Origin of the sequence: Microbacterium sp. NPDC057944 (assembly GCF_042887445.1) — a bacterium.
Taxonomy (GTDB): domain Bacteria; phylum Actinomycetota; class Actinomycetes; order Actinomycetales; family Microbacteriaceae; genus Microbacterium; species Microbacterium natoriense.
The window spans coordinates 59,209-85,195 of sequence record NZ_JBHVPJ010000002.1 but is presented as its reverse complement, the minus strand read 5'-3'; the positions used below and the strand labels follow the sequence as shown (position 1 = coordinate 85,195).

Sequence of the window (25,987 nt, the reverse complement as noted above, 5' to 3'; positions counted from 1 at the left end):
GCCCTTCTTCATTCGGCGTTCGGCGCGTGTCAGCGCTTCTCGAGCTCCTCGGCCACGAGGAAGGCGAGCTCGAGCGACTGCATGTGGTTCAGACGCGGGTCGCACAGGCTCTCGTACCGGGTGCCGAGCGCTGCCTCGTCGATCTGCTCGGAACCGCCCAGGCACTCGGTGACGTCGTCGCCGGTCAGCTCGACGTGGATGCCTCCGGGGAACGTGCCCACCGCGCGGTGCGCCTCGAAGAATCCGCGGACCTCGTCGACGACGTCGTCGAAGCGACGGGTCTTGTACCCGGTCGGCGTGGTGATGCCGTTGCCGTGCATCGGGTCGGTGACCCACAGCGGCTGCGCACCTGAATCACGGACGGCCTCGAGCAGCGGCGGAAGCGCATCGCGGATCTTTCCGGCGCCCATGCGCGTGATGAAGGTCAGGCGACCGGGCTCACGGTTCGGGTCGAGCTTGTCGATCAGCGCGAGCGCCGTGTCGGGCGACGTCGTCGGGCCGAGCTTGACGCCGATGGGGTTGCGGATCTTCGAGAAGTAGTCGACGTGCGCGCCGTCGAGCTCTCGGGTCCGCTCGCCGATCCAGAGGAAGTGCGCCGAGGTGTTGTACGGGGTGTCCGTGCGGGAGTCGATGCGCGTCATCGGCCGCTCGTAGTCCATCAGCAGGCCCTCGTGACCGGTGAAGAACTCGACGCGCTTGAGCTCGTCGAAGTCCGCACCCGCGGCCTCCATGAACTTGATCGCGCGGTCGATCTCGGCGGCCATGCGCTCGTAGCGCTGGTTCGCCGGGTTCTGCGCGAAGCCCTTGTTCCACGAGTGCACCTCGCGGAGGTCGGCGAAACCACCCTGTGTGAACGCGCGGATGAGGTTCAGGGTGGACGCGGCCGTGTGGTACCCCTGCAGCAGTCGGCCGGGGTCGGCCTGACGGGATCCCTCGGTGAAGTCGTAGCCGTTGACGATGTCGCCGCGGTAGGCGGGGAGCGTGACGTCGCCGCGGGTCTCGGAGTCGCTGGAGCGCGGCTTGGCGAACTGCCCGGCCATGCGTCCCATCTTCACGATGGGCATCGACGCGCCGTAGGTGAGCACGACGGCCATCTGCAGCACCGTCTTGATGCGGTTGCGGATCTGCTCGGCGGTCGCTCCGGCGAACGTCTCGGCGCAGTCGCCACCCTGCAGCAGGAACGCCCGGCCGGATGCCGCGCGAGCGAGGCGATCCCGGAGGTTGTCGACCTCACCGGCGAAGACCAGCGGAGGGAGGGTCGAGATCTGGCGGGAGACCTCGGCGACGCGCTCTGCGTCGGGCCACTGCGGCTGCTGCTTGATCGGGAGCGAGCGCCACGCGTCAAGGGCGTCGATGTGGTGCGGGAGCATGCCCCCAGCCTAGCGGGAGCTGAGGCTCAGGAGCGCCGTGTGGCAGCGGCCGGAAGGCGGTCCTTGACGGTCGACGCGTAGACGTCTTCGTACTCCTGCTCCCCCAGTCGCTGGAGAGCGACCATGATCTCGTCGGTGACGGACCGGAGGATGTAGCGGTCGTTCTCCATGCCCGCGTAGCGCGAGAAGTCGAGCGGCTCGCCGATGACGATCCCCACGCGCATGATCCGCGGGATGCGCCGGCCGATCGGCATCGCCGTGTCGGTGTCGACCATGATCACCGGGACGACGGGGACCTTGGCCTCGAGCGCCATCCGGGCGATGCCGGTGCGCCCGCGGTACAGCTTGCCGTCGGGGCTGCGCGTCCCCTCGGGATAGATGCCGAGGAGGTCGCCGCCGCCCAGCACCTGCAGTCCCGTGTTGAGGGATGCCTCGGATGCCTTGCCACCCGACCGGTCGATCGGCAGCTGACCCGTGGCCTTCATGAAGAACTTCGTCGCCCGACCCTTGATGCCGCGTCCGGTGAAGTAGTCGCTCTTGGCGAGGAAGGACATGGACCTGTCGAGCATGAGCGGCAGGAAGATCGAGTCGGCGAACGACAGATGGTTGCTGGCGAGGATCGCCGCGCCGCTGGCGGGCACGTTCGCTCGGCCCACCACCCATGGTCGGAAGATCGCCTTCACCAGAGGGCCGATCACGACGTACTTCATCAGCCAGTAGAACATCGTGGTGAAGTCTAGCGCCGTGGATGGCTTCCGTTCACGGTGGCGACTGAGTTTCACCCTGAATGAAATTCAGTCCCATGCCTTAGACTCGGGTGAACACGTGCCCGACCGGTACCGAAGGAGCTGCCGTGGTCCAGTTTGAAGTCCCCGCCGTCGTCCCCGCCGACCCAGATGCGAACATCTCCGACATCCTGGCGAAGCGCGTCGAAGCCACTCCGAACCTCGCGCTCTTCTCCGTGCCCGACGGAGAAGGCTGGCGCGACATCACCGCCGCCGACTTCCAGACGGCCGTGATCGCGCTGGCCAAGGGGTTCGTCGCCGCCGGCATCCAGCCGGGAGAGAAGGTCGGCTTCCTCGCTCGCACGACGTACGAGTGGACGCTCGTCGACTTCGCGCTGTTCTACGCCGGGGCCGTGATGGTTCCGATCTACGAGACCAGCTCGCCGTCGCAGATCCAGTGGATCCTCGAGGACTCCGGCGCCATCGCCCTCCTCGTGGAGTCCCCCGAGCACTTCTCCCGGGTCGACGAGGTCCGCGGCGACCTCCCCCTGATCCGCGAGGTCTGGCAGATGCACCTCGGCGCGATCGACGCCCTCACCGCGCAGGGTGCCGCGGTGACGGATGACGAGATCGAGCGTCGACGCAACCTCGCGGTCGGCAGCGACATCGCGACCCTCATCTACACGTCGGGCTCGACCGGCCGCCCCAAGGGCTGCGTCCTCACCCACAGCAACTTCGTCGAGCTCTCCCGCAACGCGGCGAAGTCCCTCAACGAAGTGGTGCAGACGCCCGGCGCCTCCACGCTGCTGTTCATCACCACGGCGCACGTGTTCGCGCGCTTCATCTCGATCCTCGACGTGCACGCCGGCGTCCGCACCGGCCACCAGCCCGACACCCGGCAGCTGCTGCCGGCGCTCGGATCCTTCAAGCCGACCTTCCTCCTCGCGGTGCCCCGCGTGTTCGAGAAGGTCTACAACTCGGCGGAGCAGAAGGCCGAGGCCGGCGGCAAGGGCAAGATCTTCCGCGCCGCCGCAGAGGTCGCGATCGAGCACTCGAAGCTCCTCGAGGCCGGCAAGCCGATCCCGTTCGGCATGCGCCTGAAGTTCGCACTCTTCAACAAGCTCGTCTACAGCAAGCTGCGCGAGGCCATGGGCGGCAACGTCGTCTACGCCGTGTCCGGCTCCGCCCCCCTCGGCGCGCGTCTCGGCCACTTCTTCCACAGCCTCGGCGTGGTGATCCTTGAGGGCTACGGCCTGACCGAGACCACGGCGCCCGCCACGGTCAACCTCGCGGACAAGTCGAAGATCGGCACGGTGGGCCCCGCGCTCCCCGGCGTCGGCATCCGTCTCGCCGAGGACGGCGAGATCGAGGTCCGCGGCATCAACGTGTACAAGGAGTACTGGAACAACCCGCAGGCGACCGCCGACGCGTTCAGCGAGGGCGGCTGGTTCCGCACCGGCGACATCGGCACCTTCGACGCAGAGGGCTTCCTCACCATCACGGGTCGTAAGAAGGAGATCATCGTGACGGCGGGCGGCAAGAACGTCGCCCCCGCCGCGCTCGAGGACCCGATCCGCGCGAACCCGATCATCGGTCAGGTGGTCGTCGTGGGCGATCAGAAGCCGTTCATCTCCGCCCTCATCACGCTGGATCCCGAGATGCTCCCGACCTGGCTGGGCAACAACGGGCTCCCGGCCGACATGTCCCTCGCGGAGGCGTCGACGAACGCCGCCGTGCGCGCCGAGGTGCAGAAGGCGGTGGATGCCGCGAACACCCGCGTCTCCCGCGCGGAGTCGATCCGCAAGTTCACGATCCTCGACAGCGAGTGGACTGAGGCATCGGGCCACCTCACGCCCAAGCTCTCCATCAAGCGGAATGTCATCATGAGCGACTTCGCCGACGAGATCTCGGCGATCTACGACGAGCCTGTCGCCACCACGAACGTCGCGATCGGCGGCTGAGCTCGGATCCACCACGGTCATGCAGAAGGGCCCCGCCGAGGCGGGGCCCTTCTGCATGACCGGTCAGAACCAGGAGCTCTCGCGCACCTCGCGCATGGCGACCTTGCGGGTCTCCGGATCGAGGCGGGTCAGGTACAGCTTGCCGTCGAGGTGATCCGTCTCGTGCTGCAGGGCCTGGGCCAGCAGACCGTCGCCCTCCAGTACCACGAGGTTGCCGTCGAGATCGATGCCCTCCACACGGGCCCACGGATGCCGCAGAGCGTCGTGCCAGAGCCCTGGCACCGAGAGGCAGCCCTCGCCGGTCGGCACGGCCTCACCGCGGACCTCCGTCAGCACCGGGTTCAACACGTAGCCGATGTCGCCGTCGATGTTGTAGCTGAAGGCGCGCAGCGCGACGCCGATCTGCGGCGCGGCGACGCCCGCCCGTCCTGGCAGCTCCACGGTCTCCACCAGATCGGTCACCAGGGCGCGCACGCCGTCGTCGATTTCCCCGATCGGCGCACACACGGTGCGCAGCACGGGGTCGCCGAACACGCGGATCTCACGGACGGCCATCAGGCGGCCTTCGCCCGGAGGCCCTCGACCAGCAGCGCCGCGAGCTCTCGCGCCGCGACCCGGGTCTCCGGCTGCAGGTTCGCGAAGACGATCGTGCCGCCTCCCGCGATCTGGGAATCGTACGGCACCCGGACGACCTTCTTGGCCCTGGTGCGGAAGTGCGCCTCGAGTTCGTTCAGGCGCACCAGCGGAGCACCGGGCGTGGACTGGTTGAGCACCACGATGGCCTCCCGTGCCTGCTCCGCGTATCCGTTGGTCTCCAGCCAGGTCAGCGTCTCGGACGCCAACCGCGCCTCGTCGACGCTGAGACCCGACACGATCACGACCTGGTCGGCGAGGTCGAGCGTCGCCGACATCACCGAGTGGACGATGCCCGTGCCCGTGTCCGTGAGGACGAGGGAGTAGTAGTGCGCCGCGACTCCTGCGACATCGCGGTAGTCGCTGTCGCTGAACGCCTCCGCGATGCGGGGGTCGGAATCCGAGGCCAGCACATCGAGACGGGTGGCGTCGCGTGCGACGATCGAGGAGATGTCGTGGTAGCCCTTCACGTCATCGTGGATGCGCACGAGATCGCGCACCGTCCGGCTGTGGGCCGACCGCACGACGCGATCGGCGAGAGTGCCCCTGTCGGGATTGGCGTCGACCGCGATGACCCTGTCCTCGCGAGCATCCGCGAGCGCCATCCCCAGGAGCGCGGTGATCGTCGTCTTGCCGACGCCGCCCTTGCGCGACAGAACGGGCACGAAGCGCGCGCCGCCGGACAGCGGGGCCGCGATCCTCGCGCTGAGCGCCTTTCGCTCGCGAGCACGCCGGCCGTCGCCGATGTTGATGCGACGCCCGGAGACCGTGTAGAGGAAGTGGCTCCACGCGCCCTCCGGCTCCGGCCTGGTGACGCGGCTCGGGTCGAGCAGACGGTCGGCGGTGAGCAGATCGGCGCTCTCGCGCGAGGCCTCCCCCAGATCGTCGAGGCGCTTCGACGAGAGCGCCACCTCTGTGCGCGACGCACGGGTGGGCTGCGTCGCCACGGACTTCTCCTTCGCATCGTTCACGACGGGGATCTCCTTTCGGGATGCGGCAGACGGCGAAGGGGCGAGAGCCGTCGCCTTGGCCTCGAGATCGGCCTTCGCCCGCGCGATGAAGGCAGCGGCCGCTGCCGCCTCGGCAGCGACGACGTCTTCGGGCTCGGGCTCAGGCTCCGGCTCCGTCCCGGTCTCGGTCTCGGTCTCGGTCTCGGTCTCGGTCGCAGTCTCGGTCGCAGTCTCGGGCTCAGTCACGGCTTCCGGCTCAGTCACGGCTTCCGGCTCGGGCTCAGCTGCGAGTTCAGGTTCGGGCTCAGTCGTGGGCGCAGCCTCAGCCTCAGCCTCAGCCTCAGCCTCAGCCTCAGCCTCAGCCTCAGCCTCAGCCTCAGCCGAGACCACCGCGGCTGCGCTCTCGGCGACCGCGGGCTCGTCGACCTCGATGTGATCGGCCGCTGCGATGCGATCGGCCGCTGTGATCTCGACCTCGGCGTCGGTGGCCTCGACGGGCTCCGACTCGACGACTTCCGACTCGACGACCTCGGATCCGAGAGACTCGGATTCGAGAGTCTCGGGCAGCACGGCCTCGGGCGCGGACTCCTCGACGGTCCCGGCAGACGACGCCGGCACCTCCACCGCCTCCGCGGACGGCACGGTCGACGGCATCTCCGCGTCCGCGGGCAGCTCGATGACGATCGACTCGATGACGGCATCCGCCTCGGGCGCAATCTCGTTCTCGACGAACGCTGTGCGATCGAAGACCGGTTCGTCGTCGATGATCAGATCGACGACCTCGCCGTCGACGACGCCGTCGTCGTCGGCGAGATCGTCATCGTCCGCCTGCGGAAGGATCACGTTCACCTGGGCCGTGCCGCCGAGGATGCCGATTCCGGACGTGTCCAGGGACGCGGCTTCGTCGAGCACTCCTCTCGACTCTTCGTCTTTCGGGGTGGACCCCTTTTTCACGGTCACGATGTCACTCCAAGCTTGTGCGGGCCTCGGGTGCGTCACGTGCGTGCGCGGCCCTCGCCCGCACAAGATTAGTGCGCGGGGCGGATCACGACCAAAAGATCTCCTGCGTCCACCTGCTGCGTCTCTCCGATCGCGAGGCGCTCGATGACCCCGTCGACCGGTGCCGTGATCGCGGCTTCCATCTTCATCGCCTCGATCGAGGCGACGGGCTCCCCTGCCCTGACGGCGGACCCGACCTCGACCTTCAGGGTGACCACGCCGGAGAACGGCGCCGCCACCTGACCGGGTACGGAGGTGTCGGCCTTCTCGACCTCATGGGCGTCGACGACGATCGAGCGATCGCGCACGAACACCGGGCGCAGCTGCCCGTTCAGGGTGGTCATGACCGTGCGCATGCCCTTGTCATCCGCCTCGCCGATCGCCTCGAGCCCGACGTACAGCTGCACGCCGCGGTCGATCTCGATGAGGTGCTCCTGTCCCTGGACGAGCCCGTAGAGGTAGTCGCTCGTGTCGAGGACCGAGAGATCGCCGAAGAGCTCGCGCATCTGAGCGAACTCCTTCGTCGGAGCAGGGAACAGCAGGGTGTTCAGTCGCTCCCGACGCGCGGCGCTGTCTCCCGCGAGTGCGGCCTCGTCGTCGGCGGAGATCTCGGTCATTCCGGTGCGCACCGCGCGCCCGGCGAGCACCTTCGTGCGGAAGGGCTCGGGCCAGCCGCCGGGAAGATCGCCCAGCTCGCCGGCCATGAATCCGACCACCGAGTCCGGCACGTCGTACTTCTCGGGGTTCGCCTCGAAGTCCGCAGGATCCGCCTTGACGGCGGCGAGGTGCAGCGCGAGGTCGCCGACGACCTTGGAGGAGGGCGTCACCTTCGGCACGCGACCGAGGATGCGGTCGGCCGCCGCGTACATGTCCTCGATCAGCTCGAAGTCGTCGGCGAGTCCGAGAGCCTTCGCCTGCTGGCGCAGGTTGGACAGCTGGCCGCCCGGGATCTCGTGGTGGTACACGCGCCCCGTGGGTCCGGGCAGGCCGGACTCGAACGGCGCGTACTGACGGCGCACGGCCTCCCAGTACGGCTCGAGGTCGGAGACCCCGTCGAGGTCGATGCCGCTGTCGCGCTCGGTGTGCGCGAGCGCCGCGACGAGAGACGAGAGCGAGGGCTGGCTCGTGGTGCCCGAGAGCGGAGCGGATGCCGCATCCACCGCGTCGACGCCCGCAGCGCTCGCGGCGAGCAGGGTCGCAAGCTGGCCGCCTGGCGTGTCGTGCGTGTGCAGGTGCACGGGCAGATCGAAGCGCTCGCGCAGAGCCGCCACGAGCTTCGCCGCCGCTGCGGGGCGGAGCAGGCCCGCCATGTCCTTGATCGCGATGATGTGCGCTCCGGCAGCGACGATCTGATCCGCGAGCGCCAGGTAGTAGTCGAGGGTGTAGAGGTCCTCGGCGGGGTTCAGCAGATCTCCCGTGTAGCAGAGAGCGACCTCCGCGACCGCGGTGCCCGTCCGACGTACGGCCTCGATCGCTGGACGCATCTGCTCGACGTCGTTGAGCGCGTCGAAGATGCGGAAGATGTCGACGCCGCTGGCGGCCGCCTCCGAGACGAACGCCTCGGTGACCGCAGTGGGGTACGGCGTGTAGCCGACCGTGTTGCGCCCCCGCAGCAGCATCTGGATGGCGACGTTCGGCAGGGCCGCCCGCAGCTTGTCGAGCCGCTCCCACGGGTCCTCGCCGAGGAACCGCAGCGCGACGTCGTAGGTGGCGCCACCCCAGGCCTCCACCGACAGCAGTCCGGGGGTCAGGCGGGCGAGGTAGGGAGCAGCGGCGACCAGGTCCTTCGTGCGCACACGCGTCGCGAGCAGCGACTGGTGAGCGTCGCGGAACGTCGTGTCGGTGATGGCGAGGGCCGACTGCGCACGCAGGCTCTTCGCGAACCCCTCCGGTCCGAGTTCGAGCAGCCGCTGCCGTGATCCGGGAGCGGGCGCGGTGGCGAGGTCGATCGCAGGGAGCTTCGCCACCGGATCGATGACGCCGGGGTGCGCGCCGTGCGGCTTGTTCACCGTGACGTCCACCAGCCAGTTCAGGATCTTCGTCCCGCGGTCCTTGGAGATCCGTCCGCGGAGCAGCTCAGGACGTTCGTCGATGAATGACGTGCTCACGTCTCCGGCCACGAAGGCGTCGTCGTCGAGCAGCGCCTGCAGGAACGGGATGTTGGTGGAGACGCCACGGATGCGGAACTCGGCGAGGGCGCGGCGTGCGCGGGCGACCGCAGCGGGGAAGTCGCGTCCTCGACAGGTCAGCTTCGCCAGCATCGAGTCGAAGTGCGGGCTGATCTGCGCGCCCTGGTGCACGGTGCCGCCGTCGAGACGGACGCCCGCACCGCCCGGCGACCGGTACGTGGTGATCTTGCCCGTATCGGGCCGGAACCCCTGGGTCGGGTCCTCCGTGGTGATCCGACACTGCAGGGCCGCACCGCGCAGGTGCAGGTTCTCCTGCTGCAGCCCGAGGTCGGCGAGGGTCTCCCCCGCGGCGATCCGCATCTGGCTCTGCACGAGGTCGACGTCGGTGACCTCCTCGGTGACCGTGTGCTCGACCTGGATGCGCGGGTTCATCTCGATGAAGACGACCTCTCCCGCGCGCTCCCCCGCCGTCTCCAGCAGGAACTCGACGGTGCCGGCGTTCTCGTACCCGATCGAGCGGGCGAAGGCGACCGCATAACCGTGCAGGGCTGTGCGGACACCGTCGTCGAGGTTGGGGGCCGGAGCGATCTCGACCACCTTCTGGTGACGTCGCTGCACCGAGCAGTCCCGCTCGAAGAGATGCACGGTCTCGCCGGTCTTGTCGGCGAGGATCTGGACCTCGATATGGCGAGGTCGCAGGACGGCCTGCTCCAGGAACATGCGCGGGTCGCCGAAGGCACTGGACGCCTCGCGCATGGCCTCCGCGAGAGCGGGGGCCAGCTCACCCTTCGTCTCCACGCGGCGCATCCCTCGTCCGCCGCCGCCGGCGACGGCCTTCGCGAAGAGCGGGAAGCCGATCCCGTCGGCCTGGGCCACGAGAGCCTCGACGTCATCCGACGCCTCGGTGGAGCGGAGGACGGGCACGCCCGCCTCGATCGCGTGGCGCTTGGCCTCGACCTTGTTCCCCGCCATCTCGAGCACGTTCGCGGGAGGCCCGATGAAGACGATGCCGTTGGCGGCCGCCTTCTCTGCGAGCTCGGGGTTCTCCGAGAGGAAACCGTAACCCGGGTAGATCGCGTCCGCTCCGGCCTCCAGCGCCACGCGGATGATCTCGTCGACGTTCAGGTAGGCCCTGACCGGATGACCGCGCTCCCCGATCTCGTATGCTTCATCGGCCTTCAGCCGGTGAACGGATCCGCGGTCCTCGTGGGGGAAGACCGCCACGGTCCTCGCTCCCACCTCGAAGGCCGCACGGAAGGCGCGGATCGCGATCTCACCGCGGTTCGCCACAAGGATCTTCGTGAACATGCACACCTCTAAGAGCTCGATGCACGGCGTTTTCGACGCGCATGGGGCGGGGCTGAGTGTTCCCCCAGCCTAGGGGAAGGTAACGTGGTGTCCGTGCACGTACTCAGCGTCAGCTCTCTCAAGGGAGGCGTCGGCAAGACGACCGTGACCCTCGGCCTGGCCTCAGCGGCCTTCGCCCGTGGTGTCCGGACGCTCGTCGTCGACCTCGACCCGCAGTCCGACGTGTCCACCGGGATGGATATCCAGGTGGCCGGCCGGCTCAACATCGCCGACGTCCTGGCGAACCCGAAGGAGAAGGTCGTCCGTCAGGCGATCACCTCCAGCGGCTGGGCGAAGGTGCACCCCGGCACGATCGACGTGCTCATCGGCAGCCCCTCGGCGATCAACTTCGACGGGCCGCACCCCAGCGTCCGCGACGTGTGGAAGCTCGAGGAGGCGCTGGCATCCGTCGAGGCCGACTACGACCTCGTCCTGATCGACTGCGCTCCATCGCTGAACGCGCTGACCCGTACGGCGTGGGCCGCGAGCGACCGCGTCATGGTCGTCACCGAGCCCGGCCTGTTCTCCGTGGCCGCGGCGGATCGCGCCCTGCGCGCGATCGAGGAGATCCGTCGAGGCCTCTCCCCCCGTCTGCAGCCGCTGGGCATCGTCGTGAACCGCGTGCGCCCGCAGTCGATCGAGCACCAGTTCCGCATCAAGGAGCTGCGCGACATGTTCGGCCCGCTGGTCCTCTCGCCCCAGCTGCCGGAGCGCACGTCTCTGCAGCAGGCGCAGGGTGCGGCGAAGCCCCTGCACATCTGGCCGGGAGACTCCGCACAGGAGCTCGCCTCCGACTTCGACCAGCTGCTCGACCGGATCATCCGCACCGGACGCATCCAGGTCGCGGAGACCGGCCCTCAGGCCTGATCCCCACCGCTACGCGAAACGCCCGCTCGATGAGCGGGCGTTTTCCGTTTCCGGTGACGTTCAGGCGGAGCGCTTGGACCGTCGGGCCGAGAGCTCGTCGACGGGGTCGGGCGCCGTGGGATCGAACTCCACGAGAGTGGACTCCACCTCGCGCAGGACCTTCCCGACGGCGATGCCGAACACGCCCTGGCCGCGGCTCACGAGGTCGATGACCTCGTCGTTCGAGGTGCACAGGTAGACCGAGGCGCCGTCGCTCATCAGCGTGGTGCCCGCGAGGTCGCGGATGCCGGCGCGGCGGAGCTCCTCGACCGCGGTGCGGATCTGCTGCAGTGAGATGCCCGTGTCGAGAAGGCTCTTCACGAGCTTGAGCACGAGGATGTCGCGGAAGCCGTAGAGGCGCTGCGAACCCGAGCCGCTGGCGCCGCGGACGGTCGGCTCCACGAGCTCGGTGCGCGCCCAGTAGTCCAGCTGACGATAGGTGATCCCGGCTGCGCGAGCAGCCACCGCACCGCGGTAGCCGACCTCGTCGTCCATCGCCGGAAGACCGTCGGTGAAGAGGAGTTCGGTCACGAACCGCGGGTCGCCTGCACGCTCATCCGCACTCATCTGAAGTCCTCCCTGGAGCTGTTACCTCCACGCTAGAGCAGCGTCCAGGCAGCGGCAATGACATCCGTGCGACCTCGAAGGTGTGTCGCAATCAGTTCGTTACGAAAGCACCCTGGTGAGCGCGTCCTTGACGAAGAGCGAGCGCACTTCGTCGATCTTCGCGGCGAGCTCGGGAGCCATCTCGCTCGCCTTCGCCCGCGATGCCGCATCGGTGCGACGCAGCAGTGCGGACAGCGCGGATTCGATCAGCGCGACCTCCCGCTCGGCCCCCTGTCGCAGCGACCGGAGGTGCCGCGGCTCGATGCCGTGGCGGTCGAGGCCCACGAGGCTGCGCAGCAGCGTGACCGTCGCCTCCGGGTAGTTCTCCTGCGCCGTGATCACTCCGGTGCTGATCGCGTCGTTGAGCAGCTGGGGCCCGGCGCCCGCCGCGGCCAGCAGCTCCTCTCGGCGGTAGCGCCGAGGGGTGGGGGTGATCGACGGAGGCGGGACGATTCCCGCAGCCTCGCCGCTCGCATCGGCGTCGTCGAGCTGTTCGCGGATGACGCTCAGCGGCAGGTAGTGGTCGCGCTGCAGCGTGAGCCCCAGGCGCAGCCGCTCGATGTCGGCGGTCGAGAACTTGCGGTATCCGGACTCGGTCCTGGACGGGGTGACGATCCCCTGCACTTCGAGGAAGCGCAGCTTGCTGGAGGTCAGGTCGGGGAACTCCGGCGTGAGCCGGGCGAGGACCTGACCGATGCTCAGCAGGCCCGCGGACGCAGACCGTTCGCGGGCGGGAGCGGCCGCCATCAGTCGTTCGCCGCGACGCGGTCGAGCGGTGAAGCGAAGAAGTTCAGCCGGAACTTGCCGACGCGCAGCTCGGAGCCGTCGACGATGGGGCTGCGGTCGACCCGCTCGCCGTTGACGTAGGTGCCGTTGAGCGACCGCTGGTCGATGATCTCGAAGGAGGTCCCCGTGCGGGTGATCTCGGCGTGACGGCGCGACACGGTCACGTCGTCGAAGAAGATGTCGGCCTCCGGGTGACGGCCGACCGTGGTGACGTCGGTGTCGAGGAGGTAGCGGGCCCCTGCGAGAGCGCCGGAGCGGACCAGCAGCAGGGCGGATCCCGACGGAAGGGAGGCGATGGCGCTCTGCTCCACGTCTGTGAGCTCCACGCCGAACGGCACGAAGGAAAGATCCGAATCGTGCCCGAACGTCTGCGTCACGTCGTGCTTCTGCTCACCGGAACGGTGAATCGCGGCGTCGCCGGCCGGTCGGCTGTCGTTGTCTGTCACTGTGCCCTCCTGATCGTCCAGACTAACCGATCGAAGGCGGCCTCCGGGAGGTGCAGGTGCACTCAGCCATCCCATACGGAGGATTCATAGGCTGGAGCAGTGAAGACCACAGCTCGCAGCATCCCTCTCGCTCCCGCAGCGCTGGCGGCGGCCCTGCTCACCGCCTTCGTCGTGCTGTTCGCGCCGCTCTCCGCCTCGGCGCACGATGCGCTCATCGCGTCATCCCCCGCCGCGGACGGCACGGTCGAGACGCTGCCCGGCGAGATCACCCTCACCTTCAGCGAGAAGCTGATCACCGGCGAGGGCGCGACCGAGGTCGTCGTGACGGATGCCGCCGGCGCCTCGGTCACCGACGGGCCCGCGACCGTGGACGGCGCCATCGTCACGCAGCCGCTCGCCACCGAGGGCGACGCCGGGGTCTATCACGTCGTCTGGAAGATCGTCTCGAGCGACGGCCACCCGACCTCGGGCGAGTTCTCCTTCACCGTGACGACGAGCACGGTCACGGCCCCCACCGCCACGCCGACCGCCACCGCCTCCACGACACCGTCGGAGACCCCTGAGGCCGTCGCGACTCAGGGGCCGCAGGATGCCGCCGAGGGCACGGACCCGGTCGGGTTCTGGGTCCTCGGGATCGTCGGCGTCCTCGTCGTCGCGGCCATCGTCATCGTGCTTCTTTCACGACGTGGAAACCGTCCTCCGGCCGGCTCCGACGCCCCCTCGGAACGATAGGCTGGGAGCATGCCACACTACGACGTCGTCATCCTTGGTGCAGGTCCTGGCGGATACGTCGCTGCAGTTCGCAGCGCGCAGCTCGGCCTCTCCACCGCCATCATCGAGGAGAAGTACTGGGGCGGTGTCTGCCTCAACGTGGGCTGCATCCCCTCCAAGGCCCTCCTGAAGAACGCGGAGCTCGCACACACCCTGAACCACAAGGCCGACTTCTTCGGCATCTCGGGCGAGTTCACGATCGACTTCGGCAAGGCGTTCGACCGCAGCCGCGAGGTCGCAGAGGGCCGTGTCAAGGGCATCCACTTCCTGATGAAGAAGAACAAGGTGACCGAGTACAACGGTCGCGGCACCTTCACCGGCCCCAAGGCGATCTCCGTCGCCAAGGCCGACGGGACGACCGAGGAGGTCACGTTCGACAACGTGATCATCGCGACCGGCTCGAGGGTGCGCCTGCTGCCGGGAGTGCAGCTCAGCCAGAACGTCGTGACCTACGAAGAGCAGATCATGACCCGCGAGCTCCCCGAGTCGATCGTCATCGTCGGCGCCGGCGCGATCGGCATGGAGTTCGCCTACGTGCTGACGAACTACGGCGTGAAGGTCACGATCATCGAGTTCCTCGACCGCGCCCTCCCCAACGAGGACGCCGACGTGTCGAAGGAGATCACGAAGCAGTACAAGAACTACGGCGTCGACATCCTCACCTCGACCAAGGTCGAGACGATCGTCGACAACGGCTCGTCCGTCACCGTCACGTACACCGGCAAGGACGGCCAGCAGGCCTCCATCGAGGCCGGCAAGGTGCTGATGTCCGTCGGGTTCGCCCCGAACGTCGAGGGCTTCGGCCTGGAGAACACCGGCGTGAAGCTCACCGAGCGCGGTGCGATCGACATCGACGACCACATGCGCACCAACGTCGAGGGCATCTACGCCATCGGCGACGTGACCGCCAAGCTGCAGCTCGCCCACGTGGCGGAGGCGCAGGGCGTCGTCGCGGCCGAGACCATCGGCGGCGCCGAGACACAGACGCTCGGCGACTACCGCATGATGCCGCGTGCCACGTTCTGCTCCCCCCAGGTCGCCTCGTTCGGCCTCACGGAGCAGCAGGCGAAGGACGAGGGCCGCGAGATCAAGGTCGCGACCTTCCCGTTCATGGCCAACGGCAAGGCCCACGGCCTCGGCGAGCCCGTCGGCTTCGTCAAGCTCATCGCGGATGCCGAGCACCTCGAGCTCATCGGCGCCCACATGATCGGCCCCGACGTGTCTGAGCTGCTTCCCGAGCTCACCCTCGCGCAGAAGTGGGACCTCACGGCCCTCGAGCTGGCCCGCAACGTGCACACCCACCCGACGCTGTCGGAGGCGCTGCAGGAGGGCTTCCACGGCCTCGCGGGGCACATGATCAACTTCTGATCGACGCAGGATCGAACGGGGTGACTACGGTTTCGTAGTCACCCCGTTCTGCGTCTGCTAGAGGCGCCCCATCGTCAGGATGTCCGCCGTGCGCTCACGCAGCAGGGGCGCGCCGAGCGCCCGGATCAGGCCCTCCCGCACGCGGAGGGGCATCCCGCCGGCGGGGGCGCCCATCGACATGTAGAACCGTGCTCGCCGCTGCACCCGCGCAGCCGCTCTGACTCCGCGCCGCGCGAACTCCGACAGATCGGCGGCGCCCGAGGCGCTGACGGATGCCGCGAGACGCTGCGCATCGATCCAGCCGAGATTCATCCCCTGGCCGCCGATCGGACTGATCTCGTGAGCGGCGTCGCCGAGCAGCACGATGCGCCCTCCGACGACGACACGGTCGACCCGGTGCTGAGCGGCTTCGAACACGACGGGCGCCGGATCCGCCTCCAGCTCGGCGCCGACGCGCTGAGCGAGCGCGGTCCGGAACGCGGAAGGATCGCCGAGACCCCGCCCGTCCTCGCGCAGCACCCATCGCCGCCTGCCGCCCGGAAGCGGGAAGCTCTCCGCCAGTCCCCCCGGCTCGCAGTGGAGGCGCGCGCGATCTCCTCCTGACCGGTCGACGACGTCGGCCATGGCGTACGTCGCCGCTCCCGGACGCTGCGTCCACGAGAGCCCCAGACCATCGCGGAGGCCGCTGCGCACTCCGTCGGCGACGATGACCAACGACGCGGTGAGCTCCTCGCGGGCGCCCTCGGACTCTGTGACGACCCGCACGCGGTCGTGCTCCTCCCGCATGTCGACCACGGCGCACCCGAGGCGGAGAGCCTCGGGTGCGAGCCCCTCGAGCCGTTCCGCGAGCAGCGCCCCGGTTCGACGCTGCGGAAGGATCAGGACCCGCCGCCCTTCGGCGAAGTCGACGGAGGCGAGCATCCGGCCCCGGCTGAGGACGTCGCCTCCGCGGAGCGCCAGCGCCTCCGCGCGCACCGCGTCTCCGACACCTGCCGCATCGAGCGCGCCGAGGCCGGGCGGGTGGATCCCGATCGCCCTGTTGCGCGGGTCCGGCCCCTCCCGCTTCTCCCGCACCGCCACGTCGAACCCGCGCCCGATCAGCAGGCACGCGGCAAGGAGACCCACTGGACCCGCGCCGACCACGACGGCATCGTGATCAGGCATCCTCCGCCTCCCATCTCAGCTCGATCCGTGCAGGCAGACGCCGACGCACCAGCCACCCCGGAGGGGCGACGGCGACCAGCTCCCGCGGTGAGTAGGAGCGGCGAATGCTGGTGAGACCGTCGGCGCGGATGAACGATCCGGCGAGCAGGTTCCGCGAGAACGGCAGGGTGGATGCCGCGAACAGCGCATAGGCCGTCCGGCTCCGCGCGATGTCGCCGTGCACCACGATCCCGCCCTCTCCGACGAGCTGCCTGGTCTCCCGGAGCAGCTGCTGCAGCTCGCCCGGTTCGAGGTGGTGCAGCAGATGATTGGACAGGACGACGTCGAAGACCTCGCCGTCGCGCACGAGCTCGGCCGTGAGCGCGCAGCGGTACCGCACGCCCGCGCCGCCGTCATGCGCCTGCGCCCACCGGGTCGCCCTGCCGTCGGCGTCGAGCGCCGTGATGTCGGCATCCAGCCGGTCGCGACGGAGACGGGCCGCGAGCCCGCGGCAGAGGTCGCCGCCGCCGGATCCCACGTCGAGTATCCGCAGAGGTCGCTGTCGGGCTCGCGGACGGATGTCGCGGCGGTACAGCGCTCCAGGACCGGAGACGACGCGGTTCACCATCTCGAAGCGCAGATAGGTGCGCTCCAGCATCCGCTGGTCCGCCTCGGGGTCGTCCATCAGCTCCCTGGCGTCGACGGCCCTGGCCGAGAGGTCGGGGCTCATGACCCCTCGGGGGACTCGACCGTCATCAATGCGCTCTCCGCGGTGAGCCCGGGTCCGAACGCCATGGCCGCGACGCGGTCGCCGTCGCGGGAGTCCTCCTGCTCCAGGATGCTCCTCAGCACGAACAGCACGGTCGCGCTCGACATGTTGCCGTTCACCCGGAGCACCTCTCTCGCCGGGTGCAGCTGGACATCGCTCAGGTGCAGCCGCTCCTGCACGCGGTCGAGGATGCTGCGCCCTCCGGGGTGGATCGCCCAGTGCTGCACGGCCTCGGAGACCTCTCCGCCGTCGTAGGCCTCGAGCAGCTCCTGCTCGCCCGCATACAGCGGTCGCAGGGCGCCGATGATCGCCTCCCCGATGATCTGCGGGACCGCGGTGGAGAGGATCATCTCGAAGCCGTTGTCTCCGATGGTCCAGGCCATGTCCTTCTCCCCCTCGGGGGCGATGGCCGTGTGGAATCGGTCGAGCCTGAGCGCCGTCACCGGCGTGGGCAGGTCGCGCGCGGTGACGATGCCCGCGGCGGCCCCGTCTGCGAACAGCGACGACGCAACGATCGTGTCGGGGTCCTCCGAGGAGCGCAGGTGCAGCGTGCACAGCTCGACGCTGACCAAGAGGACCACCGCCTCGGGGTCCGCGGCGCAGAACTGGCTCGCCGCTCGCAACGCCGGCATCGACGCGTAGCAGCCCATGAAGCCGAGGTGGTACCGCTGCACCCCGTCGGGGAGGCCGAGCGCCCTGACGATCTCGTACTCAGGGCCCGGCGCGTGGAAGCCGGTGCAGGACACGGTGACCACGTGGGTGATGTCGGCCGCCTCGATGTCGGGATCGGCCGCGATGGCGCGCCGGGCGACCTCGACGAACAGCCGCGAGGCCTCGCGGACGTACCGCTCGTTGCGCTCCCGGGTGCCAGGGGACAGCAGACGCCCGCTCGCCCGATCGAAGAACACCGGGTCGGCGACGTCGGCCGTCAGCGACAGCTCGTCGATCACCGTGTGGCGGGTGTCGATGCCGGAGCCGTTGAACGAGGCCCCGACGATGCGCTGCGCCAGCCGTCCGATGTCGGGCTGGGCGGCGAAGACGTCGCGCACCTCGTCCTGCACGAGGAGGGTGTCGGGGACGATCGTCTGCAGGGAACGGAGCCTGGCGGGTGGGCGCATGCTGTCACTCAAGCACGCGCCGGGTCCGCGCGGAAGGGGGTTGCGCTCGCCCTCAGAACCCCAGTGCGCGCGCGAGCTTCGAGCCGGATGCCGCGTCGCGACCACCGGCGGCGAAGATCACCCTCTCCGCGGCGGCGAACAGCTCCTCCCGCCCCTCGGGATCGTCGGGGGCTGCGGAGCCGAGTTCCAGTTCCCACTCCCGCCACTCGCGCCGCACTCCGTGGCGGAGGTCGGTCGCCCTGACCCTGTCGTCCACGAACTCGGCGACGACGCCGCCCGGCCCCGTGAGCAGATAGGCCGTGCGGCTGTTCTCGATGCGCGCGAGGGGTGTCAGCTCCGCGGTGGTCCACCGTGCGAGAGCAGCGGAGACGGCGTCCGGGATGCCGTCATCTTCGCCGAGCGGCCAGCCTATCTCCAGCCGACCGTCACCCTCGCGGGGTCCCTTGATGTGCCAGCCCGCGTCAGGCCCGCCCGTGCGACGTCGCAGCGCCACGCCGGATCGGGAGAGGGCGGCGTCGGCCGTGTCGAGGTAGCGCGCGTCGAGCTCGCGCAGCTCTCCCTCCGACACCGCGTCGACTCCGGGGATGTCCCGCCAGTCGGGCAGCGTCGTGTCCGCGTCGACGTCGTACTTGCGCTCGACCTCGACGGTGCGCGAGGGCTCGGATCCGGACGGCGCCTCAGACATCCGCGGGATTGATGTCCTCGAGGGACTCGTCGTACCAGTAGTCGATCTCGGTGGGGCCGTCGTGCGAACCGGTGTTCTGCGGTTCGCCCCGTCGGTTGTACACCACCTGGGTCTCGCTGTAGGGGACGATCAGCTTGTCGTCCGCGTCGCCGAGGGGGATGATCTGCCCGTCCAGCGGGCCGCCGTGGAGTCGTGCGAGTGCCATGTGCTCACCCTAGCGCCGTCACCGTCGGCAGGGGCGCCCACGTCACGGCGATGCCGAGAAGCGCCCCGAGCAGCATCCACGGACCGAAGGCGATGCGCGTGGCCCCATCCGCCCTGCGCAGCACCATCAGCACCAGGGCGTACAGCGCGGCGAGGACGAAGGCGGATGCCGCCCCCGCGGCGAGCGCCGTCCAGCCGTGCCACCCCAGCACCAGGCCGATGAGGGCGGCGAGCTTCACGTCGCCGCCGCCCATCCCCGACCTTCCGAGGATCCGCAGCGCCGCGTAGAAGCCGCCGAGGATCACCATCCCCCACCCGGCGCGGATGAGCGCCGCGCTCTCCCCCGTGAGCAGCGCCTCGGTCGCCGCGAGCAGCGCGGCCCCCGCCAGGGTCGGCAGCACGATGCGGTTCGGCAGTCGATGCGTGCGGGCGTCGATCACGGCGAGCGCGACGGCGATGACGAGGAGGGCCGCGTGGGCGAGCACCACGAGCACAGTGCGGAGATCCATGACGGAAGGCTAGGCGAGCGGGAGCACCCGCGCCCGACCCCTGTGGAGAACCTCGGTTGCGCCTGTTCTCCGGCATCGCACGTCATGTCCGACGTTCGAACTATCGTCATCACGTCACCTTGTTTTATTCGTATATATGTTCGAGGATGGATGCATGGGTCAGTCCGCCGATGTCCGCGCCGTGGAGGTGCTGCGGCTGCGCCGTGAGATCAGCCGGATGCAGCGCCGCCGCAGCGAGCATCCGCTGCTCCCCCTCGACCCCGCGCTCTCCTCCCTGCTGCCGGAGGAGGGCCTGCTGACGGGCAGCGCCTACACCGTCTCCCCGTCCCCGTCCCTCGTGCTCGCCCTCCTCAGTGCGGCATCGCAGAAGGGGCACTGGTGCGCGGTGATCGGCATGCCGACGCTCGGCGTGGAGGCGGCATCCGCCTTCGGCATCGATCTCTCCCGACTGATCCTCGTTCCGGCTCCCGGCGATCGCTGGCTGGCCGCGACCTCCGCCCTCGCCGAGGTCGTCCCGCTGATCGTCGTGCAGCCCGGCTCCCGTGTGCGCGATGCCGATGTCTCACGCCTGAGCGCTCGACTGCGAGACCGCGGCACCACGCTGCTCGTCGCCGAGTCCTCCGCGCTCGGCCTCTGGCCGCAGAGCGAGGGCAGCATCCGCCTCCACGATCAGCACTGGCACGGGCTCGGCGCCGGCTGGGGCCTGCTCTCCGACTGCACGGCGACGGTGACGGCGCAGACCAGACGGAGCCCCGCGCCGTCGAGCGTGCTGGTGCGGCTGCCGGGGAGCAGCGGCGCCATCGAGACCGTGTCGCCGACCCCCTCTCTCACCGCGCTGCCTCCCCTGCGCGACAGGACCGCAGATGCTCCCGCCGATGAGGCGTCCTGGGCGGTGGCGGGATGACTGCTCCTCTCCGCGTGATCGTGCTGTGGTTCCCCGACTGGCCGCTGCGCGCCGCTCTGGGCGGCGCCCCACCGCATCCGCCCACGGCTCTCGTGCAGGCGAACACGGTCGTCGTCTGCACCGCATCGGCTCGGGAGCACGGCGTGCGCATCGGCCAGCGCCGCCGCGTCGCCCAGGGCCACCTCTCCTCGCTGCGGGTGCTCCCCCACGACCCGGCCGCAGACGAGCGGGCCTTCCTCCCCGTGCTGCGGATCCTCGAGCGGCACGCCCCCGGGGCGACGATCCTGCGACCGGGGCTCGCCGCCATCCGCGCCAGGGGCGTCTCCCGCTACCACGGCGGAGAGGATGAAGCCGGTCGCGCGCTGATCGCCATCCTCGCCGACGCCGGCTTCCCCGAGGTGCGCATCGGCATCGCCGACGGCCCGTTCACCGCAGAGCTCGCCGCGCGGGCAGCCGAACCCTGCGCCGTCGTCCCGGCGGGGAGAGCACGGGAGTTCCTCGCCCCACTGCCCGTCCAGGTGCTCCGCGACGAGCATCTCTCGGGGCTCCTGACCAGGCTCGGCGTACGCACCCTCGGCGCGTTCGCCGCACTCGACGGACTCGAGGTGCGCGACCGGTTCGGCGAGCGCGGGGCGCGCCTGCACGGCCTCGCCGCCGGCGCGGACTCCCGCCCCCTGACGCCGCTGCCTCCCGACCCGGAGCTGGTGCGGACGGTCGAGTTCGAACCTGCCCTGGCCGGCGCCGATCAGGTGGCGTTCGCGGTGCGGCAGACAGCGGATGCCGTGCTGCTCGCGCTCGCCGACGCCTCCGTCGTGTGCACCGAGGTGCGCATCGATCTGACCGACGACAACGGGAAGGTGTTCTCCCGCACCTGGCTGCATCCGACCTGCTTCGACGCCGCCGATCTCGTCGACAGGGTGCGCTGGCAGCTGGAGGCGCTGGCGACCGCGCAGGCGAAGGAGCCGATCGATGAGGCCAGGGCGTTCGGCGGCATCGTGGCGGTGCGCATCATCCCCGCCGCGGTCGACGACGCCGCCCATCATCAGCCGGGGCTGTTCGGTTCCGGCACCGACGAGCGGCTGCACCACGCCGTCTCGCGCGTGCAGACGATGCTCGGACACCAGGGGGTCGTCACCGCGACGGTCTCCGGGGGCCGCTGGCTCTCCGACCGTCAGGTGCTCACGCCGTGGGGAGAGCGCGGCACCGCCCCCAGGGATCCGGAGCGTCCATGGCCGGGCAGCCTCCCTGACCCGGTCCCCGCCGAGGTGTTCGCACCGCCGCGGCCGATCGGAGTGGTCGATGCCGCCGGAGCATCCGTCGACATCGACGAGCGCGGGGCGCTCTCGGCGCCTCCCGCGCAGATCGACGGCGCCGCGGTGCAGGCCTGGGCCGGCCCCTGGCCCGTGCACGAGCGGCTCTGGGATCGCGCTCAGGGGCGGGTCGGGCATCGGCTGCAGATCGTCGACGAGAGCGACAGGGCGTGGCTCGTGTTCCGCACCGGCGTCCGCTGGTGGGCCGAGGGGAGGTACCGCTGATGGGCTGGCACAACCCGCCGCTCTCCTGGACGGAGCTGGAGCGCACCCTGAGCGGCAAGGAGCCGCTCTCCACTCCGACCCCCGCCGAGCCGCAGGGCACGAGGGAGGACGCAGGTCCGGTCAGCCGGCGCCGGCAGCGCATGCTCCCGACCGAGATCCCCCGCCCCGAAGACGCCGTGCCCTACGCCGAGTTGCACGCGCACTCGTCGTACTCCTTCCTCGACGGCGCGTCCTCCCCCGAGGAGCTCCTCGCCGAGGCGGAGCGGCTCGGCCTCTCCGCCCTCGCGATCACCGACCACGACGGCTTCTACGGCGCCGCACGCTTCGGCGAGGTCGCCGAACACATGAAGGTCCAGGTGCAGACCGTGTTCGGCGCCGAGCTGTCCCTGGATCTGCCCGCACCGCAGCGCGGAGCCGCCGATCCCGCGGGCGAGCATCTGCTCGTCCTCGCCAGGGGCATGGAGGGATACCACCGCCTCTCCGGGGCGATCACCCAGGCGCAGCTGCGCGGCGGAGAGAAAGGACGTCCGGTCTACGACCTCGACGCGCTCGCCGATCGCGCGGGCGGCGAGTGGGCGATCCTGACCGGATGCCGCAAGGGCGCCGTGCGCCGAGGTCTGGAGCAGGGCGACGCCGAGACCCCGCTGCGGCGACTCGTCGACCTGTTCGGCCGCGATCACGTCGCCGTCGAGCTCTTCGACCACGGCGACCCCCTGGACACCCGGCGCAACGACGCCCTCGCCGACCTCGCCAGGCGGATGCGGCTGCCCGTGGTCGCGACGAACAACGTGCACTACGCGTCCCCCGACCGCGCCCGGCTCGCCGAGGCCATGTCCGCCGTGCGGGCGGTGCGCAGCATGGACGATCTCGACGGCTGGCTCCCCGCTCACGACGGGGCCCACCTGCGCAGCGGTGCGGAGATGGCCGCCCGGTTCCGGCGCTACCCCGGGGCGATCGAGCACGGGCTGGAGCTGGCCGCGGCATCCGCCTTCCCCCTCCGACGCGCGCGGCCCGCCCTCCCGACGCAGAAGGTGCCGGCCGGACACACCCCGATGAGCTGGCTGCGCAGGCTCGTGTGGGATGCCGTGCCCCAGAGGTATCCGAACCTCGACGCCGGCGGCCGCAGCCGGATCGAACGGGAGCTGAACGTCATCGAGGAGAAGGACTTCCCCGGGTACTTCCTCATCGTGCACGGGATCGTCGCGAAGGCGAGGGAGCTGGGCATCCTCTGCCAGGGGCGGGGCTCGGCCGCGGCGAGCGCGGTCTGCTACCTGCTGGGCATCACTGCGGTCGATCCGATCCTCTACGACCTCCCCTTCGAGCGCTTCCTCGCCACCACCCGCGAGGAGGAGCCCGACATCGACGTGGACTTCGACTCCAGTCGCCGGGAGGAGATCATCCAGTGGGTCTACGACGAGTACAAGCGCGATCGGGCCGCGCAGGTCGCGAACGTCATCCAGTACCGGCCGAAGAACGCGGTGCGCGACATGGCGCGGGCGCTGGGGTTCTCCCCCGGCCAGCAGGACGCCTGGTCCCGCCAGGTCGACGGCTGGGGTTCTCAGCTGTCGGAGCAGGATGACACCGACCTCCCCGAGATCGTCCGCGACTACGCGAACCAGCTGATGAAGGCGCCGCGTCACCTCGGCATCCACTCCGGCGGCATGGTGCTCACCGAGCGCCCCGTGGGCGAGGTCGTGCCCGTGGAGCACGCGCGGATGGAGAACCGCACCGTCATCCAGTGGGACAAGGACTCCGCGGCCTGGATGGGGCTCGTGAAGTTCGACCTGCTGGGGCTGGGCATGCTCTCCGCCCTTCGGCACTGCTTCGACCTCATCGAGGGGAGCACCGGCGAGGTCTGGAAGCTCGAGACGATCCCCAAGGAGGAGCCGGCGGTCTACGACATGCTCTGCCGGGCCGACTCCATCGGCGTCTTCCAGGTGGAGTCGCGGGCGCAGATGGGTCTGCTCCCCCGCCTGCAGCCGCGCTGCTTCTACGACCTCGCGATCCAGATCGCCCTCATCCGCCCCGGCCCCATCCAGGGCGGAGCCGTGCACCCGTTCGTCCGGCTGAAGATGGAGAAGGACAGGACCGATGCCGAGAACGAACGGCGCGAGGAGCGCGGCGAGGAGCCGCTGACGATGCACGTCCCGTATCCGCATCCCGCCCTGAAGAAGGTGCTGGAGCGCACGCTCGGCATCCCCATCTTCCAGGAGCAGCTCATCCACATGGCGACGATCATCGGCGACTGCACGGCGGACGAGGCCGATACGCTGCGTCGGGCGATGGGGTCGAAGCGCGGTCTGGAGAAGATCGACAGCATCCAGAAGCAGCTCTACGCGGGGATGGCGCGACACGGACTGTCACAGGAGGCATCCGACCGGATCTACGCGCAGATCCAGGCGTTCTCGAACTTCGGCTTCGCCGAGTCCCACTCCCTCTCCTTCGCTTTACTCGTCTACGCCAGCTCCTGGCTCAAGCTGCACTACCCCGCCGCGTTCCTGGCGGGACTCCTGCGGTCTCAGCCGATGGGCTTCTATTCGGCGTCGACGCTGACGGGCGATGCGCGTCGACACGGCGTGGAGGTGCGCAGGCCCGATCTGCACCTGTCCGGAGCGACCGAGACCCTGGAGGCCCTGTCGGATTCCCGGGCGGCCACCGGGCGGGACTCCTGCCTCATCCAGGCGGAGCCGCCCCTGAAGACCCGGTTCGACCGCACCGCCCCCGATGAGACGGCCGCGCACCGTCGCGACGGCGGCTACGCCGTGCGGCTCGGCCTGGGCGGCATCCGCGGGATCGGCACGCCGTTGGCCGAGAGGATCGTCGGCGAACGAGAGGCACACGGCCCCTACCGCGATCTCCACGACCTGGTGCGCCGCACGGATGCCACGACCGTCCAGCTCGAGGCCCTCGCGACCGCGGGCGCCTTCGACTGCCTGGGTCTGACCAGACGCGAGGCCATCTGGCTGGCCGGGGCGGCCGCCGAGGACCGCGCGCGCTTCCTCCCCGGCACGACGATCGCCGTGCAGCCGCCGCTGTTCCCCGACCAGTCGGGCTACGAGCAGCTCGCGGCCGATCTCTGGGCGACGGGGGTGTCCACCGACGACCATCCGATGACGCACTTCCGCGTGCAGCTGAGGGAGCGCGGGGTGATCACGTCTGCGCAGCTGCGGGCGCACGAGAGCGGGCGTCGGATCGAGGTCGCCGGGCTCGTCACGCACCGGCAGCGTCCGGAGACCGCCGCCGGCGTGACCTTCATCAATCTGGAGGACGAGCACGGGCTGGTCAACGTGATCTGCTCACGGGGCGTGTGGGCGCGCTACCGGCGCATCGCCCGAGACTCCCCCGCCCTCATCATCCGCGGCATCCTGGAGAGATCCGCTGAGGGGGTCGTGAACGTGCTCGCCGATGCCTTCGAGGATCTGCGGACCGGACTCGCCCACCGATCGCGGGACTTCCAGTGAACGGGCCCCGCTCCGACGTCACCAGACGCGTTCGGCAGGGGGCTCCGGAGTGCGATCGGCTCCACCCCAGCGGTCGGCCTCGGCCTTCGCCGCCTCGGCGGCGGCATCCGCTCCGCGCAGTGCCGCCTTGGCGCTCGCACCGCCGCCGTCGGGCATCACGGAGAGCACGGTGTGCGCGCCGTGCCCGCCGATCATGACGGTGCAGTCGAGGACGCGCCCGAGCCACCGGCTCACCTCGCCGCGCGGATCCTCGGCGCGGCGGTAGCGGATGCCGGTGTCGAGGTCGATGACGGCGAAGACGACCGCCTCGTCGGCGGCGTCGTCCCTCTGCTCCGTCACCTCGACGCGGTGCCCGCGCGCGATGGCGAGCTGCGCGTTCAGCACGAGCTTTCTGTCCATGGAACCACCCTATGATCCGGCGCGGAGAAGACAAGACCCACGGGCGCTCAGAAATATTCGTAGATTTCTTTGTCCCCCAAATGGCGGACAAGACATTTTCGCGATATTCTGATATTAGTAGCGGGGGCTACCGGCTGAGAACTGGGGAAGCAGCCGACGAGAGCAGCGAGATCTTCGCCGCCTCCCCTACCGTCCGGGATGGGCGGTGAGCCCTCTCGAGCGATTCGATCTGGGGCGAAGCGACTCGGGAGGGCAACCAGTTC

Annotated in this window: 22 protein-coding genes; 7 read left to right on the top strand and 15 right to left on the bottom strand. The window is 69.9% G+C overall.

All coding sequences use genetic code 11. The features are described from left to right. Positions 1-29 precede the first annotated feature (29 nt). Positions 30-1,370, bottom strand: a complete 1,341-nt coding sequence (locus tag ACFVRO_RS09780) for a class II 3-deoxy-7-phosphoheptulonate synthase (protein WP_105676486.1) — start codon at positions 1,368-1,370, stop codon at positions 30-32. Positions 1,371-1,396: 26 nt separating this feature from the next. Beyond that, entirely contained in the window at positions 1,397-2,095 is a 699-nt protein-coding gene (locus ACFVRO_RS09775) for a lysophospholipid acyltransferase family protein (RefSeq protein WP_341941871.1), read from the bottom strand. Positions 2,096-2,223: 128 nt separating this feature from the next. Here ACFVRO_RS09775 and ACFVRO_RS09770 point away from each other — a divergent pair, with 128 nt between their 5' ends. Next, the gene (locus ACFVRO_RS09770) at positions 2,224-4,056 is read left to right on the top strand and encodes an AMP-dependent synthetase/ligase (RefSeq protein ID WP_386951780.1); all 1,833 of its coding nucleotides are present in this window, start codon (positions 2,224-2,226) and stop codon (positions 4,054-4,056) included. Positions 4,057-4,119: 63 nt separating this feature from the next. Here ACFVRO_RS09770 and ACFVRO_RS09765 read toward each other — a convergent pair whose 3' ends face one another. The 3 genes from ACFVRO_RS09765 to ACFVRO_RS09755 form a co-directional block, all read right to left on the bottom strand. After that, a complete protein-coding gene (locus tag ACFVRO_RS09765; RefSeq protein ID WP_386951778.1) occupies positions 4,120-4,611 on the bottom strand; it encodes a peptide deformylase in 492 nt (163 codons plus the stop codon). Continuing rightward, a complete protein-coding gene (locus tag ACFVRO_RS09760; RefSeq protein WP_386951775.1) occupies positions 4,611-6,599 on the bottom strand; it encodes a MinD/ParA family protein in 1,989 nt (662 codons plus the stop codon). Before ACFVRO_RS09760 ends, ACFVRO_RS09765 begins: the two co-directional genes overlap by 1 nt. Positions 6,600-6,667: 68 nt before the next feature. Continuing rightward, positions 6,668-10,075 carry a pyruvate carboxylase gene (locus ACFVRO_RS09755; RefSeq protein ID WP_386951772.1) on the bottom strand — a complete coding sequence of 1,136 codons (3,408 nt, stop codon included), beginning with the start codon at positions 10,073-10,075 and terminating at the stop codon, positions 6,668-6,670. Positions 10,076-10,168: 93 nt separating this feature from the next. Between ACFVRO_RS09755 and ACFVRO_RS09750 the strand changes: the two genes are divergently transcribed. Beyond that, positions 10,169-10,981, top strand: a complete 813-nt coding sequence (locus tag ACFVRO_RS09750) for a ParA family protein (protein ID WP_386951769.1) — start codon at positions 10,169-10,171, stop codon at positions 10,979-10,981. 60 nt (positions 10,982-11,041) lie between these two features. Here ACFVRO_RS09750 and ACFVRO_RS09745 read toward each other — a convergent pair whose 3' ends face one another. The 3 genes from ACFVRO_RS09745 to ACFVRO_RS09735 form a co-directional block, all read right to left on the bottom strand. Further along, a complete protein-coding gene (locus tag ACFVRO_RS09745; protein WP_105677517.1) occupies positions 11,042-11,587 on the bottom strand; it encodes a MerR family transcriptional regulator in 546 nt (181 codons plus the stop codon). Between the two features lie 99 nt (positions 11,588-11,686). Further along, complete coding sequence (locus ACFVRO_RS09740; RefSeq protein WP_223586247.1) at positions 11,687-12,373, bottom strand: MerR family transcriptional regulator; 687 nt, start codon at positions 12,371-12,373, stop codon at positions 11,687-11,689. Next, on the bottom strand, positions 12,373-12,858 hold the full coding sequence (locus tag ACFVRO_RS09735) for an FHA domain-containing protein (RefSeq protein ID WP_105676937.1): 486 nt from the start codon (positions 12,856-12,858) through the stop codon (positions 12,373-12,375). Before ACFVRO_RS09735 ends, ACFVRO_RS09740 begins: the two co-directional genes overlap by 1 nt. Positions 12,859-12,957: 99 nt before the next feature. Between ACFVRO_RS09735 and ACFVRO_RS09730 the strand changes: the two genes are divergently transcribed. Together ACFVRO_RS09730 and lpdA are read left to right on the top strand one after the other, a co-directional pair. Then, entirely contained in the window at positions 12,958-13,590 is a 633-nt protein-coding gene (locus ACFVRO_RS09730) for a copper resistance protein CopC (protein WP_386951766.1), read from the top strand. A 9-nt stretch (positions 13,591-13,599) separates the two neighbouring features. Next, entirely contained in the window at positions 13,600-14,997 is a 1,398-nt protein-coding gene (gene lpdA, locus ACFVRO_RS09725) for a dihydrolipoyl dehydrogenase (protein ID WP_105676939.1), read from the top strand. 57 nt (positions 14,998-15,054) lie between these two features. Here the strand turns inward: lpdA and ACFVRO_RS09720 are convergent, their stop codons facing one another. The 6 genes from ACFVRO_RS09720 to ACFVRO_RS09695 are packed head-to-tail and all read right to left on the bottom strand — an operon-like array spanning position 15,055 to position 19,425. Further along, positions 15,055-16,161: an FAD-dependent oxidoreductase gene (locus ACFVRO_RS09720; protein ID WP_386951763.1), complete on the bottom strand. Its 1,107-nt coding sequence runs from the start codon at positions 16,159-16,161 to the stop codon at positions 15,055-15,057. Next, positions 16,154-16,870 carry a methyltransferase domain-containing protein gene (locus tag ACFVRO_RS09715; RefSeq protein WP_386951760.1) on the bottom strand — a complete coding sequence of 239 codons (717 nt, stop codon included), beginning with the start codon at positions 16,868-16,870 and terminating at the stop codon, positions 16,154-16,156. Before ACFVRO_RS09715 ends, ACFVRO_RS09720 begins: the two co-directional genes overlap by 8 nt. Next, positions 16,867-18,027, bottom strand: a complete 1,161-nt coding sequence (locus tag ACFVRO_RS09710; protein WP_386951758.1) for a type III polyketide synthase — start codon at positions 18,025-18,027, stop codon at positions 16,867-16,869. Before ACFVRO_RS09710 ends, ACFVRO_RS09715 begins: the two co-directional genes overlap by 4 nt. 52 nt (positions 18,028-18,079) lie before the next feature. Continuing rightward, on the bottom strand, positions 18,080-18,712 hold the full coding sequence (locus ACFVRO_RS09705; RefSeq protein WP_386951755.1) for a CYTH domain-containing protein: 633 nt from the start codon (positions 18,710-18,712) through the stop codon (positions 18,080-18,082). Further along, positions 18,705-18,917, bottom strand: coding sequence for a response regulator (locus ACFVRO_RS09700; RefSeq protein ID WP_105676946.1), 213 nt, complete (start codon positions 18,915-18,917; stop codon positions 18,705-18,707). Before ACFVRO_RS09700 ends, ACFVRO_RS09705 begins: the two co-directional genes overlap by 8 nt. A gap of 4 nt (positions 18,918-18,921) precedes the next feature. Further along, positions 18,922-19,425 carry a prepilin peptidase gene (locus ACFVRO_RS09695; protein ID WP_386951752.1) on the bottom strand — a complete coding sequence of 168 codons (504 nt, stop codon included), beginning with the start codon at positions 19,423-19,425 and terminating at the stop codon, positions 18,922-18,924. A gap of 154 nt (positions 19,426-19,579) precedes the next feature. Between ACFVRO_RS09695 and ACFVRO_RS09690 the strand changes: the two genes are divergently transcribed. From ACFVRO_RS09690 to ACFVRO_RS09680, 3 genes are read left to right on the top strand one after another with little or no spacing between them, the layout of a single operon-like run. Further along, complete coding sequence (locus tag ACFVRO_RS09690) at positions 19,580-20,329, top strand: hypothetical protein (protein ID WP_386951749.1); 750 nt, start codon at positions 19,580-19,582, stop codon at positions 20,327-20,329. Continuing rightward, positions 20,326-21,864 (top strand): DNA polymerase Y family protein, encoded by a 1,539-nt coding sequence (locus ACFVRO_RS09685; RefSeq protein ID WP_386951746.1) that lies wholly within the window; start codon positions 20,326-20,328, stop codon positions 21,862-21,864. The genes ACFVRO_RS09690 and ACFVRO_RS09685 overlap by 4 nt, the downstream gene beginning before the upstream one ends. Then, positions 21,864-25,325 (top strand): error-prone DNA polymerase, encoded by a 3,462-nt coding sequence (locus ACFVRO_RS09680; protein ID WP_386951744.1) that lies wholly within the window; start codon positions 21,864-21,866, stop codon positions 25,323-25,325. Before ACFVRO_RS09685 ends, ACFVRO_RS09680 begins: the two co-directional genes overlap by 1 nt. A gap of 18 nt (positions 25,326-25,343) precedes the next feature. Here the strand turns inward: ACFVRO_RS09680 and ACFVRO_RS09675 are convergent, their stop codons facing one another. Further along, entirely contained in the window at positions 25,344-25,724 is a 381-nt protein-coding gene (locus ACFVRO_RS09675) for a hypothetical protein (RefSeq protein ID WP_105676952.1), read from the bottom strand. Between the last annotated feature and the right edge of the window lie 263 nt (positions 25,725-25,987).